Annotated in this window: 18 protein-coding genes; 13 read left to right on the forward strand and 5 right to left on the reverse strand. The window is 72.2% G+C overall.

Annotated elements, in window-relative coordinates; all coding sequences use genetic code 11:
* Position 1 precedes the first annotated feature (1 nt).
* From LV79_RS20190 to LV79_RS20210, 5 genes are all read left to right on the forward strand, one after another.
* Positions 2 to 658, forward strand: a complete 657-nt coding sequence (locus LV79_RS20190; protein ID WP_253839096.1) for an alpha/beta fold hydrolase — start codon at positions 2 to 4, stop codon at positions 656 to 658.
* Positions 655 to 1,566: an RNA polymerase subunit sigma-70 gene (locus LV79_RS20195; protein WP_253839097.1), complete on the forward strand. Its 912-nt coding sequence runs from the start codon at positions 655 to 657 to the stop codon at positions 1,564 to 1,566. The genes LV79_RS20190 and LV79_RS20195 overlap by 4 nt, the downstream gene beginning before the upstream one ends.
* An 18-nt stretch (positions 1,567 to 1,584) precedes the next feature.
* Positions 1,585 to 2,058: a GyrI-like domain-containing protein gene (locus LV79_RS20200; protein ID WP_253839099.1), complete on the forward strand. Its 474-nt coding sequence runs from the start codon at positions 1,585 to 1,587 to the stop codon at positions 2,056 to 2,058.
* Between the two features lie 62 nt (positions 2,059 to 2,120).
* Positions 2,121 to 2,258 (forward strand): hypothetical protein, encoded by a 138-nt coding sequence (locus LV79_RS20205; protein ID WP_253839101.1) that lies wholly within the window; start codon positions 2,121 to 2,123, stop codon positions 2,256 to 2,258.
* Positions 2,259 to 2,404: 146 nt separating this feature from the next.
* Entirely contained in the window at positions 2,405 to 2,620 is a 216-nt protein-coding gene (locus LV79_RS20210) for a DUF2277 domain-containing protein (protein WP_253839103.1), read from the forward strand.
* An 8-nt stretch (positions 2,621 to 2,628) separates the two neighbouring features.
* Here LV79_RS20210 and LV79_RS20215 read toward each other — a convergent pair whose 3' ends face one another.
* From LV79_RS20215 to LV79_RS20225, 3 genes are all read right to left on the reverse strand, one after another.
* Positions 2,629 to 3,147: a YqaA family protein gene (locus tag LV79_RS20215; RefSeq protein WP_253840365.1), complete on the reverse strand. Its 519-nt coding sequence runs from the start codon at positions 3,145 to 3,147 to the stop codon at positions 2,629 to 2,631.
* Between the two features lie 107 nt (positions 3,148 to 3,254).
* Positions 3,255 to 3,671: a hypothetical protein gene (locus LV79_RS20220; protein ID WP_253839105.1), complete on the reverse strand. Its 417-nt coding sequence runs from the start codon at positions 3,669 to 3,671 to the stop codon at positions 3,255 to 3,257.
* Between the two features lie 116 nt (positions 3,672 to 3,787).
* Positions 3,788 to 4,345, reverse strand: coding sequence for a GNAT family N-acetyltransferase (locus LV79_RS20225; protein WP_253840366.1), 558 nt, complete (start codon positions 4,343 to 4,345; stop codon positions 3,788 to 3,790).
* An 86-nt stretch (positions 4,346 to 4,431) separates the two neighbouring features.
* On the opposite strand from LV79_RS20225, the gene LV79_RS20230 reads away from it, so the two are divergent.
* On the forward strand, positions 4,432 to 5,667 hold the full coding sequence (locus tag LV79_RS20230) for a winged helix-turn-helix domain-containing protein (protein ID WP_253839107.1): 1,236 nt from the start codon (positions 4,432 to 4,434) through the stop codon (positions 5,665 to 5,667).
* 848 nt (positions 5,668 to 6,515) lie between these two features.
* Here LV79_RS20230 and LV79_RS20235 read toward each other — a convergent pair.
* Both LV79_RS20235 and LV79_RS20240 read right to left on the reverse strand, forming a co-directional pair.
* Complete coding sequence (locus LV79_RS20235; RefSeq protein WP_253839109.1) at positions 6,516 to 7,397, reverse strand: DUF4097 family beta strand repeat-containing protein; 882 nt, start codon at positions 7,395 to 7,397, stop codon at positions 6,516 to 6,518.
* Positions 7,394 to 7,897, reverse strand: coding sequence for a toxin-antitoxin system HicB family antitoxin (locus LV79_RS20240; protein ID WP_253839111.1), 504 nt, complete (start codon positions 7,895 to 7,897; stop codon positions 7,394 to 7,396). Before LV79_RS20240 ends, LV79_RS20235 begins: the two co-directional genes overlap by 4 nt.
* A gap of 143 nt (positions 7,898 to 8,040) precedes the next feature.
* Between LV79_RS20240 and thyX the strand changes: the two genes are divergently transcribed.
* The 7 genes from thyX to LV79_RS20275 all read left to right on the forward strand — a co-directional run bounded on the left by thyX (position 8,041) and on the right by LV79_RS20275 (position 15,296).
* Positions 8,041 to 8,793: an FAD-dependent thymidylate synthase gene (gene thyX / locus LV79_RS20245; protein WP_253839119.1), complete on the forward strand. Its 753-nt coding sequence runs from the start codon at positions 8,041 to 8,043 to the stop codon at positions 8,791 to 8,793.
* A 3-nt stretch (positions 8,794 to 8,796) separates the two neighbouring features.
* Positions 8,797 to 9,186, forward strand: a complete 390-nt coding sequence (locus LV79_RS20250; protein WP_253839121.1) for an ACT domain-containing protein — start codon at positions 8,797 to 8,799, stop codon at positions 9,184 to 9,186.
* A 63-nt stretch (positions 9,187 to 9,249) separates the two neighbouring features.
* The gene (locus tag LV79_RS20255; protein WP_253839123.1) at positions 9,250 to 10,722 is read left to right on the forward strand and encodes a serine/threonine-protein kinase; all 1,473 of its coding nucleotides are present in this window, start codon (positions 9,250 to 9,252) and stop codon (positions 10,720 to 10,722) included.
* A gap of 27 nt (positions 10,723 to 10,749) precedes the next feature.
* A complete protein-coding gene (locus tag LV79_RS20260; protein ID WP_253839125.1) occupies positions 10,750 to 11,370 on the forward strand; it encodes a TIGR03085 family metal-binding protein in 621 nt (206 codons plus the stop codon).
* Between the two features lie 94 nt (positions 11,371 to 11,464).
* On the forward strand, positions 11,465 to 12,478 hold the full coding sequence (dapA, locus tag LV79_RS20265) for a 4-hydroxy-tetrahydrodipicolinate synthase (RefSeq protein WP_253839127.1): 1,014 nt from the start codon (positions 11,465 to 11,467) through the stop codon (positions 12,476 to 12,478).
* Between the two features lie 40 nt (positions 12,479 to 12,518).
* Positions 12,519 to 14,222: a ribonuclease J gene (locus tag LV79_RS20270; RefSeq protein ID WP_285469926.1), complete on the forward strand. Its 1,704-nt coding sequence runs from the start codon at positions 12,519 to 12,521 to the stop codon at positions 14,220 to 14,222.
* Between the two features lie 96 nt (positions 14,223 to 14,318).
* Complete coding sequence (locus LV79_RS20275) at positions 14,319 to 15,296, forward strand: serine hydrolase (RefSeq protein WP_253839129.1); 978 nt, start codon at positions 14,319 to 14,321, stop codon at positions 15,294 to 15,296.
* Positions 15,297 to 15,387: the final 91 nt, after the last annotated feature.

Raw genomic sequence — 15,387 nt, forward strand, 5'->3', positions numbered from 1 at the left:
CATGTCGACCTACGTGCTGTTGCCCGGTGCGGCGTCCGACTCGCGGCACTGGCGGTTGGTGGTGCCAGGGTTGCGCGCGCACGGGCACGACGTGATCACCCCGGACCTGCCGTGCGAGGACGACTCGGCGGGGTTCGACGAGTACGCCGATGTGGTGGTCGCGGCCGTGCGGGGGTACGGGGACCTGGTGGTGGTGGCCCAGTCGATGGCCGGGTTCACCGCGCCGATCGTGGCCACGCGGGTGCCGGTGAACCAGATCGTGCTGGTCAACGCGATGGTGCCGGTGGCGGGGGAGACCGGCGACCAGTGGTGGCGCACCTCCGGGTCGTCCGAGGCGATGCGGGCCAACGACGAGGCGCACGGGCGGGACCCGAACCGCGAGTTCGACCCGGTGGAGGTCTTCCTGCACGACATCCCCGAGGAGCTGTGGGACGACCCGCTGGACCAGTCGGGCACGCCGTTCGAGAAGCCGTGGCCGTTGGAGCGGTGGCCGGACGTGCCGACCAGGGCGGTGGCCAGCTCCGGCGACCGGCTGTTCCCGATCGGCTTCCAGCGCGAGCTGCTGCGCGAGCGCCTCGGCATCAGCCCGGTCGAGATCGCGGGCGGTCACCTGCCCGCGCTGGCCAACCCCGAAGAGCTGGTGCGGGCCCTGCTGTGAGCCCGGACGACCTCGAGCGGCACCGGGTCGAGCTGACCGGGTACTGCTACCGCATGCTCGGGTCCGGCTTCGAGGCCGAGGACGCCGTGCAAGAGGCGTTCACCCGCGCCTGGTCGGGAACCTTCGACGAGCGGCGCGGCTCGCTGCGGACCTGGCTCTACGCCATCGCCACCAACATCTGCCTCGACATGCGCCGCAGCCCGCAGCGCCGGGCGGTCCCCGCGGGCTCACCCGCCGTGCCCGGAACGCCGCTGGGGGAGCCGCTGCCGGAGACGGCCTGGGTGCACCCGGTGCCCGACCACAAGGTCCTCGACCCCGCTGACGCCACCGTCGCCCGGCACACGGTCCGGCTGGCCTTCGTCGCCGCGTTGCAGCACCTGCCGCCCCGGCAGCGCGCCGTGCTGGTCCTGCGCGACGTGCTGTGCTGGCGGGCCGCCGAGGTCGCCGACCTGCTGGGCACGACGGTCGCGTCGGTGACCAGCGCCCTGCAGCGGGCCAGGGCCGCGTTCCCCGCGCCGCCGGTGCCCGCCGAGGTCGACCAGGCGCTGCTCGACCGGTACTGCGCGGCGTTCACCGCGCACGACGTGCCCGCCCTGGTGGCATTGCTGCACGAGGACGCGACCATGACCATGCCGCCGTTCGCCTGGTGGCTGCGCGGCCGAGACACCCTGGCCGCCGTGCTCACCCGCGCCGAAGCGCCGTGCAAGGGGGCGACGTTGCGGCAGGTCAGGGCCAACGGCGACCTCGCGCTGGCCCAGTACGCGCCGGACGGGTCGGCGTTCGCGATCGTCCTGGTGGAGACGGCGGGCGGCCTGATCACGGCCACGCACACCCATCTCGACCCGCGGCTGTTCCCGTTGTTCGACCTACCGATGAGTTCCGGGTCCCCACTCCGTATACCCGGGTGACGAGAGAGAGGACTCCGCATGCCACCGACCATCGAGACCCGCCCCGAGCAGCCCTACGTGTCGATCCGCACCCAGGCCACCCTGGCCGAGTGGGGCCGGGTCAACGCGCTGATCGGCCCGGTCTACGGCTGGCTCACCGAACGTGACATCACCCCGGCGGGCCCGCTGTTCTACCGGTACCACTCGGTCGCGGGCGACGTGATCGACGTGGAGGTCGGCGTCCCGGTCCCCGCCCCGGTCGCCGGTGACGACACAGTGGCGGCGGGCAGCAAACCCCCAGGTCAGTACGCCGTCCTGCTGCACAAGGGGCACCCGGACCGCATCCGCGAGACCTTCGCCGCGCTCGACGAGTGGTCGGCGACCAGCGGCGTCGAGTTCGACGTCACCGACGGTGTCTGGGCGGGCCGCTTCGAGTCCTACCTGAGCGACCCGGCCGAGGTCCCCGACTTCGCCGACTGGGAGACCGAAGTGGCGTACCGCGTTCGCCACTGATCACCCGGCACTGGGCCAGCCACTACGATGTCCCGGTCATCACCGATCGGAGAACGCGGATCGTGAGCACTTTCGAAGTTGAGGACTCCACCGGGGTCTGCCAGTGCCCGGCCTACTCGGCCATCCCCGGCCGCCGGGAGCTGCACGACGTCGGCGCCCCCGGCTGCGCCTACGAGACCGAGGACACCGAGCAGGACTGAGCACCGGTGGGGATCGGATCGCACGATCCCCACCGGTCTTTCCCCGGGTGCCGTCCACTGCCGTCGATCCCCTTGTCACTGTCCCCACCGCCGCTGGTCCGATGTGGAGCGTCGCGGTTGTCGGGCAGGCGGGGCATCATGGGGGTATGTGTCGAAGCATCAAGACTCTGCGGGCGCCGTTCGTCGACGAGGTCGGGGATGACGACGTGCGGGCGGCGGCCTTGCAGTACGTGCGCAAGATCTCCGGGTTCCGCGCTCCGGCGCCGCACAACGCCGAGGCGTTCGAGGCGGCGGTGGACGCGGTGACGGCGGCGACCCAGCAGTTGTTGGACAGCCTCGTGGTGCGCGGTAGCAAGCAGTAGCGGGGTCGCTACAGGAACCAGCCCGCGAACAGGGCTGGTGACGCGGCCAGGGCGCTGAACCGGATGAACCGGCCCAGCAGGCCGACGCCGATGAAGGCGGCTAAGCGCATCCGGACCAGGCCCGCGAGCACCACCATGGCCATGAACGGCGGCAGGCCGACCACGGAGCTGACGCTGTAGGTGCCGTAGAGCCACGCGGGGTGGCGTTCGCAGCGCTCGCGGATCTGGGCGACCCAGTCCCGCAGGCGCTTGGTGCGCACCTCCCACCGCACGCGGCGCGCGGTCAGCGGCCGCTCACGGTCGTGGCGGCGGTGCAGGAACGCCGGTAAGTGGATCGACCCGCGGGCGGCGAAGTAGAACAGCAGCTTGCCCAGGATCTGCGCCACGGCCACCACGGCGCCCAGCGCCAGCCAGTGCACCTGCGGTTCCTGCGCGGCCAGCCCCAGCACGAACAGCTCGATGCTGACCAGGGGCACCAGCGCGGAGCTGAAAGCGACCCCGAACGTCACGCAGAGCCATCCCAGCAACACGGCAGCACCCCCTCTCATCATCAACAAACCCGTTCGACGGTACCTGAGGATCCGGTCCCGGCGGCCGAAGTTGTCCACAGCACCCCTGGCCCGCACCCGCGCTGCTACCCGAGGTCCTCGCGGTCCCCTCCCAGGACGCGGCGGACCGCTCCCCGGTTGGCCAGCGCGGTGATCGACACCACGGCCGTCGCCAGCAGCGCCACGGCGAGACCGCGGCGTCCGGACGGTGTGGCCGCTGGGCAGCCGAGGAGCTCGACCCTGGCGGCGGAGGCCTCGGCGGAGTCGTAGAGCTGCTTGGCCCTGGCGAGGGTGAGCACCCGCGCCCGCCGGTCCGCGACGCTCTCGGTGACCACCCGCTCCAGCAGGTGCCACGGCACGATCCGGGCGCCGCGGTGGTACTCGCCCCACAGCGCCCTGGCGCCGCCGAAGCGGTCGGCGAGGTCGCGCGTGGTCGCGGGTGCGGTGGTGGTGTGCAGGAAGGTGGCCAGTTCGGTGATCTCGGGTGTCGCCGGTGCGCGCATGGGTCGGTTCCCCCGGTGGTGTCCCGCGGACACGGGTCGTCCGCTGCCTCGCCCGCCTGCCAGGGGTCGCCTCGACGAGCCGGGCCGTCCGGCCAGTATCGCAAGGCGGACCCCGGCTAGATCAGGTCCAGGGTCAACGGCCCGGTCACCCGCACCTCGCGCAGCGGCTGCCCGCCCGCGTCCAGGGTCCGCACCACGCCGTCGGGCGCCCACCCGGCCCGCCGGAAGAACCCGACGAGCGAGTTGTTGCGCTCGGGCACCCAGCAGATCCCCCTGGTCGACCCGGCGGCTGCCGCGGCGGCCCCGGCGGCGGCCAGCAACCGGCCCGCGTGCCCGCGCCGACCCCACCTCGGCTCGACGAGCAGCGTCCCGACCAGCGCGACGGTCTGCGCGTCCGGCACCGGCACGTCGTTGGCGGCGGCTGATTCCGACTCCGGCGACGGCCCGGCGACGCAGAACCCCACCACCCAGGGGCCCTCGGTGGCGACGTGCACGGTTGCCGGACCCTGTTCGATCACGTGCGCCCACTGCTCGGCGGCCGCGTCGGCGTCCAACCCGGCCAGTACGTCGGGGGGCAGCAGGTCCGCGAACCCGGTCTGCCAGGTGCTCACCTGGATGCGGGCGAGCTCGGCGACGTCGTCGGGGACCGCGGTGCGCACGGCGGCTTCGGCCATGCGCAGAACGTAGTGGATGCCCACCGGCGCCGGATTGTCGGTGGCGGGTGGGAGCATCGGGCGACTCGTCGCACCAGGAGCCGTGAATGACCACCATGACCCCCGTCCAGTTGAGCGCGGCCGCCGCCCGCCGCACCGCGCTCGCCGCCCAGGGGTTCGCCGATGCCCGCCCCACCGGCACGCCGACCCGCCAGCACCTGCGCCGCGCGCTGAGCCGGGTCCAGCTCCTGCAGCTCGACTCGGTCAACGTGGCGGTCCGCGCGCACTACATGCCGCTGTTCTCCCGCCTCGGCGCGTACCCGATGTCCCTGGTCGACGAGGCCGCGTGGGCGCACACCGCGCGCCGTCCCCGGCTGCTGGTCGAGTACTGGGCGCACGAGGCCAGCCTGATCCCGGTCGAGGACTGGCCCCTGTTCCACTGGCGCATGCGGCGCTACGAGTCCCGCTACGCCCGCCACATCGCCCGCATCGCCGCCGCGTCCCCCGGCCTGCTCGACGACGTCCTCGCCACCGTCGCCGACCTCGGCCCGGTCTCCGCGGGCACCCTCGAGTCCACCCTCGGCGGCCCGGCCCCCAAGTCCAAGGGCGGCTGGTGGAACCGCTCCGACATCAAGCACATCTGCGAGTCCCTGTTCGCGACGGGCCAACTCACCACCGGCACCCGCCAGGGCTTCCAACGCCTCTACGACCTCCCCGAACGCGCCCTCCCCGCCACTGTGTTCGACGCCCCACCGATCCCGGACGACGAAGCCGCCCGCCAACTGACCCTCCGCGCCGCTTTAGCGCACGGGGTGGGCACGGAAAAGGACCTGCGCGACTACTACCGGCTGGAGCCGTCCCGCTCGCAACGCGCTGTCGCCGAGCTGGTGGACGCTGGGCTGCTGGTGCCGGTCGCGGTGGAGGGGTGGCGTCATCCGGCTTATCGGCACGTTGACGCTCGCACACCTCGTGCCGTGGTCGGCCGCGCGTTGCTGTGCCCGTTCGACCCGCTGATCTGGGAGCGAGACCGGGCGGAGCGGCTGTTCGGGTTCAGGTATCGCATCGAGATCTACGTGCCGGAACCGCAGCGGATCTACGGGTATTACGTGTTCCCGTTCCTGCTGGACGGGGAGTTGGTGGCGCGGGTCGACCTGAAGGCTGATCGCGTGGGTGGGGTGTTGCGGGTGCAGGGGGCTTATCTGGAGGAGGGGCGGGATCGGGCGCGGGTTGTGGGGGAGTTGGCTGGGGAGTTGGGGGTTATGGCCGAGTGGTTGGGGTTGTCGGGGGTTTGGGTGGGGGATCGAGGGGAGCTGGCGGGGGCGCTGCGACGGGCTGTGCGGTGATGCTCGTGGCTGTGCGGTGAGTTGAGCGGTGGTGGTGAGGCGTTGCTAGTGGTGGCTGCTGGGTGACGCTTCGGTGTTGTTGGTCGGTGGTGCGGGCTTGGTTTTGTGGCGGCGTGCTGGGTGTGGTGTCCATGTTGTTTTGCGCGGGGCCCCTACGACACCCTGGGAAGGGCTAAAAGCAGGGGGCCACAGAGCTGCCCTCCCAGCCCTGACGACGCTACGGGTGCCGTCCCCCCCCCACACACACACACAACAAGTCCGCCCCATCGAGCACTTGGCACCAGCGACTTTGGTGGAGCGCGGGCGGGCCAACGTCGTCGGGCGGGCGTTTGAGGGCCAACGTCGTTGAGTCTTGCCAGGCGTGGCGGGTGGGTTGGGGCTGGGCGTAGGGAGTTGGTGGGGGCGCGGGGCAGTAGGGCGGCGGGGGTGTTGGGGCGTGGGGCTTGGAGGGGCGCAGGGGGTGGGGCGCGCGTGGGCTGGGAGAGCCGGGGGCGGGGGCTGGTGCGGGGGTCCAGGGGGTGGGAATGGGGTAATCCGGTGGCGGATTTGGGGGTGGGGACGCACGCTTGCCGGTGGGGTTCCGGGGATGTGGGCCCTGGTGGTGAGTGAGGTTGGAGGGTGTGCGATGGCGGAGCAGGCCATAGTGGACAGAGTGGTGGAGCTTCCCCGGCCCAGGAGTGAGGGGATCGGGGGGCGGGCGCCCGGGTGGCCGGTGGGGTCGCCGGTTGAGGATGAGGAGTATGAGCCGACGATCGTGCGGGGGCGGGACTAGCGGGACCGGCAGGGCGGGCGAGACAGCAGAGCCGCCCCGGACCACGGGGGTGGTCCAGGGCGGCTGAAGGATCTGGCTAGCGGGAGGCTGGGGAGACCTGGGCTGAGCCGAGGCCGGTCCGGCCGCGTACCCGCAGCGATGGCGCTGTCTCCGGTGCCGTGCCCGAGAGCGGTAGGTCGCTGCGCGCCTCGCCCGAGCCGGAGGACACGTCGACCTCCGCTGGGCTGCCCTCGCGGATGCCGATGCGCAGGTCGCCGGAGCCGGTGGTCAGTTCGAGGGTGCCGCTGGTGGCGTCGGCGACGGTGATGTCGCCCGTGCCGCTGCGGACCGTGACGTCGCCGGTGACCGCGCCGAGCCAGACGTCGCCGCCGCCGGTGGTGATGGTGGTGGAGCCGCCGACGGCCGCGAGTTCGATCTCGCCGCGGCCGGTGCGGGCCTGCACGCCTGCCGGGGCCGGGCCGATCTTGACCGCGCCCGTCCCGCTGGTCGCCTGGACCGCGCCGGTGGCCTCGGCGACATCGATGGTGCCCGCCCCGGTGGTGACGTCCACCTTCGCCGCGACGCCGGCGACCCGGACCGAGGCCGCGCCGCTGCGAGCTGAGACCGTCGAGCCCGAGGGCGCGCGCACGACCACCGCGATCGGCACCCCGCGCAGCTGCGGCTCCTTCGGCGAGCGCACCACCAGCCTGCCGCCGACCACCTCGACCCGGGTGCGGCGCACCGCCTCGGCCGCCGCGTCGCCGGGCTGCTGGGCCTCGCCGAACTGGGTGGTGAACCAGGACATCAGGTTGGTGATGCCGTCGGCCCACGGGTTGGCGTCCTCGGGGGCGTGCCGGACCTCGACGTCGATGCCCTCCTCGTCGGTCAGCCGCACGTCGATGCGGCCGGACCCGGTGGCCACGGTGATCTCCACCGGGTCGGTGCCGGTGTCGAACTGCTCCATCCGCACGTCGCTCATCCCGCGTACCACCCCTGCACTCGTGAACCGCCCTTGTCCTGGTCCGGCGCCTGCGGCTCGCGGTGCTTGCGGTGCCCGCTCAGCGCGCCCTGCAGCGCCTGCTGCACGTAGGTGTTCAGCGACACCCCCTGCGACGACGCCGCGCGCTCGGCCTTCGCCTTGAGCTCGTCGAACAGCCGCAGCGTCATCCGGCTCATGTCGCCGCCGAACTCGGTCTTGGCCTGGTCGGGCTCCGGTGGCGGGTCGGCCTGCCCGCCCCCCGTCTTGGTCACCACGACCCGCACGTCCCTGCCGTCGAGGCGCACCTCGACGACGTGGTCGGGCAGGTGGGCGGTGACCTCGGCGGCCAGGTCGGCCAGCGCGTTCATGATCGCCAGCCGGGCCGAGGGCTCCAGCGCGGCGGCCAGCACGGCGGCCGCCCGCCTGGTCGACTCGTCCCCGGCCGACGCCGTGGTGGTCAGGTCGTCGCGCAGGGTGGTGAGATAGCTGCTCAGATCCATGACACCACCATGACGTCATTCTCGACATCAGTCAACCGGGACCGTGGTGTCACTTGACGCCACGCGTGCCACCGGCGCCCGTTGCGCCGTTCGCCGACTACTGTGGCGCCCGGACGCGCAGGACCCGACGTGAGGATGTGGACGTGACCGAGACGGTGTCGCCGAAGGTGCAGCTCATCGCCAAGACCGAGTTCCTCGCGCCATCGGACGTGCCGTGGTCGACCGACGCCGACGGCGGGGAGGCGCTGGCCGAGTTCGCGGGCCGCGCCTGCTACCAGTCGTGGCGCAAGCCGAACCCGGCCACGGCGACCAACGCGGGCTACATCAAGCACATCATCGAGGTCGGCCACCTCTCGGTGCTCGAGCACGGCAGCGTCTCCTTCTACATCTCCGGCATCTCCCGGTCGCTGACCCACGAGCTGATCCGGCACCGGCACTTCTCCTACTCGCAGCTCTCGCAGCGCTACGTCCCGGAGAAGTCGGCCGCCATGGTCGAGCCCGAGGTCATCGCGAGCGACCCGGAGCTGCACGAGAAGTTCCTCGCCGCCGCCCAGGCCGCGCAGGACGCCTACAACGAGCTGCTCGCGGGCCTGGAGAAGAAGTTCGCCGACGTGCCCAGCGCGACCCTGCGCAAGAAGCAGGCCCGCCAGGCGGCGCGCGCGATCCTGCCCAACGCGACCGAGACCCGCATCGTGGTGACCGGCAACTACCGCGCGTGGCGGCACTTCATCGCCATGCGCGCCACCGAGCACGCCGACGTCGAGATCCGCGCGCTGGCCATCGAGTGCCTGCGCCAGATGCAGAAGGCCGCGGGCAACGTGTTCGCCGACTTCACCATCTCCGCGCTGCCCGACGGCACCGAGGTCGCCTCCAGCCCGCTCGTCGCCGAGGGCTGAGCGGTGCGGCGCCTCGTCATCGACGTGGTCGCGGGCGACTACGCGGTCACCCGGTTCGAACCGGGTACCGCGCTGCCCGCCGACCTGCTGACCGCCACCGGCCTGGTGTCGGTCACCAGCACCCCCGACGAGGTCTCGGTGGTGGCCCCCGCCGGGGTGACGCCCGAGGGCGGTCGCACCGAGCCGGGGTGGCGGCTGCTGACCGTGCGCGGCCCGCTGGAGTTCACCCTCACCGGGATCATGGCCTCCATCGCGGGCTCGCTCGCGGCGGCCGGGGTGTCGCTGTTCGCGTTGTCCACCTTCGACACCGACCACGTGCTGGTGCACGACTCCGACCTGGCGCGCGCGGTGACCGCGTTGCGCGAGGCCGGTCACGACGTGCACACGAGTTGACCGGTTCGCTCTCGCGCGCGCGGGTCACCCACTAGGATTCGCGCGGCCAGAGGAGGTTTGCCGGTGTCGCAGGATCAGGGTTCCACCGTCGCGCATGGACCCCGGGTGGTGGCGGGTCGCTACGCGATCCTCAACGAGCTCGGCCGGGGCGGGATGGGCGTCGTGTGGCTCGCCGAGGACCGCATGATCGGGCGGCACGTGGCGATCAAGGAGTTGCACCTGCCCGACGGGGTGCCCGCCAGTGAGCGCGCGGTGTTCGAGGAGCGGGTGCTGCGCGAGGCGCGCACCGCGGGTCGGCTCAACGACCCGGCCGTGGTCACGGTGTACGACGTGGTCCAGGAGTCCGGGGCCACCTACATCGTCATGGAGCTGATCCAGGCCCCGACGCTGTCGGACATCGTGCGCGAGCGCGGTCCGATGCCCGCGGAGCAGGTGGCGAAGCTGGCCGAGCAACTGCTCTCGGCGCTAGAGGCCGCGCACCAGGCTGGGATCGTGCACCGCGACGTGAAGCCGAGCAACATCATGCTCGCCGCGAACGGCCGGGCGAAGCTCACCGACTTCGGCATCGCGCAGTCGCTCGACGACCCGAGGCTGACCAGCAGCGGCATCCTCATCGGCTCGCCCACCTACATGGCCCCGGAGCGCATCCGCGGCGAGGAGGCGGGCGCCGGGTCGGACCTGTGGGCGCTGGGCGCGGTGCTGTTCTACGCGATCGAGGGCTACAACCCGTTCGAGCGGCCGACCACGGCGGCGACCATGCACGCGATCCTCGCCGACGTCCCGCACCTGACCAGGGCGCAGGGCGCGCTGGCCTCGGTGATCAGCGGCCTGATGATCGGCACCCCCGCCGCCCGGCTGACCGCGGCCCAGGTGCGCGGGCTGCTCACGTACGTCCCGACCGGTCCGCCCACCGGCCCGACCGTGATGACCGGCGGCACTGCCTACTTCCCGCACCAGCAGGCCACCGGCGTGGTGCCGACGCAGCCCCAGGCCCCGGTCAAGTCGCGCGCCAAGCTGCTCGCGATCGGTGCCGCGGTCGCGCTGGTGCTGGGCGCGGTCGGCGGCTTCTTCCTGAACCAGGCGATCAACGCGCCGTCGGAGCAGGAGCAGGCCCAGGTGGTGCAGAAGTTCACCTACGGCCAGGGCGGCGACTTCCCCGCGTTCTCCATCTCGGACGGGTACTGCAACCTCAGCGCGCTGCAGAAGAACACCTCGTTCGACTCCAATGACGACTGTCGCAAGCAGTTCCAGATCCAGGTCTACGGCACCTTGGATCCGGGGAGCTCGTCGGCGCCGTGGAGCTACAAGCGCGGTGAGCTCGAGGCGCTGGGGGAGTCTTACTGCGGGTGGCTGTTCAGCACTGAGCGCGTAGAGGACACGGTCAAGAAAGACCTGACCTATGCGGTAGTCCTACCGTCGCAGGCGACCTGGGACGCCGAGGACTCCTCCGCCGGGCGTGACCACACGGTGCACTGCGTGCTGGTCCGCAAGGACGGCGGGATGATCACCGGCGGGCAGGTCAAGACCCCGTCCTGACCGCTACCACTCGGTAGGGTGGGTGGCATGGGTGTCGCCAGGGACGAACGCGCGCAGTTGAGCAACCTGTTCACCGAGGTCGGGCCGGATGCGCCGACCCTGTGCGACGGCTGGACCAGCCGGGACCTCGCCGCGCACCTGGTGGTGCGGGAGCGGCGCCTGGACGCGGCCCCGGGCATCATGATCAAGGCACTGGCCGGGTACACCGCGCGGGTCCAGCGCTCGTACGCTGCCCGTCCCTGGCCGGAACTGGTCGACCTGGTGCGCACAGGCCCGCCCGTGCTCTCGCCGTTCCGGCTGGTCGACGAGCAGGTCAACACCACCGAGTACTTCATCCACCACGAGGACGTCCGCCGCGCCGCGCCCGGGTGGGAGCCACGACCGGCCGACGAGACTCGCGACCGCGCGCTGTGGGCCGCACTGAGCCGCACCGCCCGGTTGTACTACCGGCGCAGCCCGGTCGGCGTCGTGCTGCGCACCCCGGACGGTCGGGCCATCACCGCCCGCGCGGGCGCCGACCCGGTCACCATCACCGGTGAACCCGGCGAGCTCCTCCTGGACGCCTTCGGCCGCACCAAGACCAGGATCGACCACACCGGACCGGAGGCCGCCATCGCGACCGTCCGCTCGCTCCGACGAGGACTCTGACCCTGGTCGCGCCTGTTGTCCACAACCCCCCGAACCGTGCACAACATGGCAGTGGTAGAAGTCACCCGCGTTGCCAGCGGGTAGCGTCACCCCCATGACCGCATGCCCCACCGCCGCACCCGGGCGGCCTTTCGGCCGGGTGCTGACCGCAATGGCGACCCCGTTCGCCGCCGACGGGACGCTCGACCTCGACCGCGCGCAGGCCCTCGCCGAGCACCTCGTCGAGCTGGGCAACGACGGGTTGGTGGTCAACGGCACCACCGGCGAGTCGCCCACCACGACCGACCAGGAGAAGTCCGACCTGGTCCGCGCCGTGGTCGAGGCGGTCGGCCACCGCGCGACGGTGATCGGGTCGGTCGGCACCTACGACACCGCGCACACCGTCGCGCTGGCCCGCGAGGCCGAGAAGGCGGGCGCGCACGGGTTGCTCGTGGTCACCCCGTACTACTCGCGCCCCCCGCAGGCCGGGCTGATCGCGCACTTCACCGCCGCCGCGGACGCGACGCCGCTGCCGGTGATGCTCTACGACATCCCGCCGCGCTCGGTCGTCCCGATCGAGGTCGACACCCTGCGCAGGCTCGCCGAGCACCCGCGCATCGCCGCGGTCAAGGACGCCAAGGGCGACCTACTCGCGGGCAGTCAGGTCATCGCCAGCACCGACCTGGCCTACTACTCCGGCGACGACGCGCTGAACCTGCCGTGGCTGTCCATCGGCGGCGTCGGCTTCGTCAGCGTCATCGGCCACGTCGCCGCCGGGCGCCTGCGGTCCATGTTGGACGCCTACGAGAACGGCGACGTGAGCACGGCCCGCGGCGTCCACAACGGACTGCTGCCGGTGTTGCGCGCGTTCAGCCGCGTCGGCGGGGTGGTGTTCAGCAAGGCGGCGCTGCGGTTGCGCGGCCAGGACGCGGGCGACCCCCGGTTGCCGCTGCCACCCGCCACCGCCGAGCAGTTCGCCGCCATCGCCGCCGACCTGGCCGAGGCCGGTGTGCCGCTGGCGCAGAACCCGGCGTCGAACGTGGCCAGCGCCCGCGTCGCGCACGCCGACGCGAACGCCGCCTACATCGCGACCACCACCCACACCAGTGCCGGGACGGTGCACCAGTGAGCCGCCCCGCCGGTTCGACAGAGGGCCGGGTGGTGCGCCAGTGAGCCAACAGCCCCCCAAGTCGGGCAAGTGGCCGACCAACCCGCCGCCCGCGCTGCCCGAGGGCGGCCTGCGCGTGGTGGCGCTGGGCGGCATCGGCGAGGTCGGCCGGAACATGACCGTCTTCGAGCACGCGGGCAGGCTGCTCATCGTCGACTGCGGGGTGCTCTTCCCCGAGGACCAGCAGCCCGGCGTCGACCTGATCCTGCCCGACTTCCGGCCCATCGAGGCCCGGCTGCACGAGATCGACGCGCTGGTGCTCACCCACGGCCACGAGGACCACATCGGCGCGGTCCCGTTCCTGCTGCGGCTGCGCCCCGACCTGCCGGTCGTCGGCTCCCGGTTCACCCTCGCGCTGGTCGCCGCCAAGTGCAAGGAGCACCGGCTCGACCCGCGGCTGCGCGAGGTCACCGAGGGCGAGAAGATCAGCTACGGCGAGTTCGACCTGGAGTTCTTCGCGGTCAACCACTCCATCCCGGACGCGCTCGCGGTCGCCATCCGCACCCCGGCGGGCATCGTGCTGCACACCGGTGACATCAAGCTCGACCAGCTCCCGCTCGACGGCAGGCTCACCGACCTCGCCGGGTTCTCCCGCCTCGGTGACGAGGGCGTCGACCTGTTCCTGGTCGACTCCACCAACGCCGAGGTCCCCGGGTTCGTCATCTCCGAGCGCGAGATCGGCCCGGTCATCGACGGCGTCATCGCGCGCGCGGGCCAGCGGGTCATCGTGGCCTGCTTCGCCAGCCACGTGCACCGGGTCCAGCAGGTGCTCGACGTGGCGGTGGCGCACGGCCGCCGGGTCGCCCTGGTGGGCCGCTCGATGGTGCGCAACATGGGCATCGCCGCGGACCTCAAGCTGCTGTCGGTGCCGCCCGGGCTGCTGGTGAACCTGGACGAGGCCATGGCCATGCCCGAGGACAAGGTGCTGTTCGTGTCCACCGGGTCCCAGGGCGAGCCGCTCTCGGCGCTGTCGCGGATGGCGCGCGGCGAGCACCGGCAGATCTCCATCCGGCCCGGCGACACCGTCATCCTGGCCAGCTCGCTGATCCCGGGCAACGAGAACGCGGTGTTCGGCGTGGTCAACGGCCTGGTTCGGCTCGGCGCGCACGTGGTGCACCAGGGCAACGCCAAGGTGCACGTCTCCGGGCACGCGCCAGCCGGTGAGCTGCTGTTCCTCTACAACGCGGTCCGCCCCAGCAACGTCATGCCGGTGCACGGCGAGTGGCGGCACCTGCGGGCCAACGCCGAGCTCGCGGTCAAGACCGGGGTGCCCGCCGACCACGTGGTCATCGCCGAGGACGGCGTGGTGGTCGACCTGGTCGACGGGCGCGCCGCGATCACCGGCCGGGTCGAGGTCGGCCACGTCTACGTCGACGGCCTCTCGGTCGGCGACGTCGGCGAGTCGACGCTGTCCGACCGGTTGGTGCTCGGCGAGGGCGGCTTCATCGCCATCACCATCGTGATCGACTCGACCACCGGCCGCGCGGTGTCCCCGCCGACGGTGTCCGGGCGCGGTTTCTCCGATGACCCCAAGGCGCTCGACGACGTGGTGTCGCTGGTGGAGATGGAGCTCTCGCACACCGAGTCCGAGGGCATCACCGACACCCACCGCATCGCGCAGGCGGTCCGCCGGGTGGTCGGCCGCTGGGTGGCCGACACCTACCGCAGGCGGCCGATGATCGTCCCGACGGTCATCCCGGTCTGATCCGGCGCCAACTGCCGGTCCGGCCGGGCGTCGGTCGTGGCAGTCTCGGACCGGGCGCGGGCAGCACAGCCCGCGCCCGATCCGAGGGGGATGGCGATGACGTCGAACGTGAGCAGGCGCGCGGCGCTCGGTCTTGGGGCGGCCGCGGTGGCCGTGGTGGGCACCGGGGTCCCGGCGGCCGCTGCTGAGTCCGCCGGGGTTTCTGAGGCTTTCGGGCGCGGTCCGGCTGAGCGGATCCGGCGGCGCTACCGGGCCGAGACGCAGCGGGCGGGCGGGGCCTGGCAGGCGCTGATCAGCCACGCCGGTCAGCCGGTGGTCACCGACCAGGCCGACGACGTGGTGGAGGCCTACAGCGTCAACAAGGTCGCGGTGGCGGTCGCGGTGCTGGACAAGATCGACCGCGGCGAGGCCGCGCTGACGCAGCGCCTCGAGGTCACCCAGGACATCGTGAGCTCCACCGGCGACGGCATCTTCCCGCTCGACGGCGCCTACCCGAGCTCGGTCACCGTCGGCCACGCGCTGGCCCTGCTGCTGACCGTCTCCGACGACACCGCGAACCGGTTGGCGGGCCTGGTGACGCCGACGGTCGAGGTCAACAGCACGTTGGTGGCCAAGGGTTTCCCGCGCACGCAGGTGTCCCCGTCGGCGAACCCGAACCGCTTCTACCTCGGCAAGACCACCCCGCGCGAGACCCACGACCTGCTCAACGCCCTGGCCGCCGGTCGCCTGCTGTCCCCGTCGTCGACCGCCTTCCTGCTCAAGATCCTGCGCTCCCAAGCCGCCCACACCGACGGCATCCGCCGCGACCTCTCCTCGGACGAACGCGCCCGAGTCGCCACCAAGGCGGGCTGGTTCCTCAACGGCCGCAACGAAGCAGGCATCGTCTTCGACCCCGCGGGCGCCCCCGCCCTCACCTACGCCCTCTTCTCCCAGGACGCGGGCGACCCCGCCGACTTCGGCGGCACCCACGCCGCCGTGCGCGCCCGCGTGGCCCTGGGCCGCCTCTTCGTCGACCTCACCGCAGACGGCGGAACTCCCCGCACCGCCGCCTACACCCCGACCAACGGCGGATAATTCCGTCTTCTGGGTGACAGAAGTTATCCACATGTGGATCTCCGCAGGGGTCGGTTCAAGATCGACTGTCGGGGGGTCCTTGTAGACTGGA

Origin of the sequence: Actinokineospora globicatena (assembly GCF_024171945.1) — a bacterium.
Classification (GTDB): domain Bacteria; phylum Actinomycetota; class Actinomycetes; order Mycobacteriales; family Pseudonocardiaceae; genus Actinokineospora; species Actinokineospora globicatena.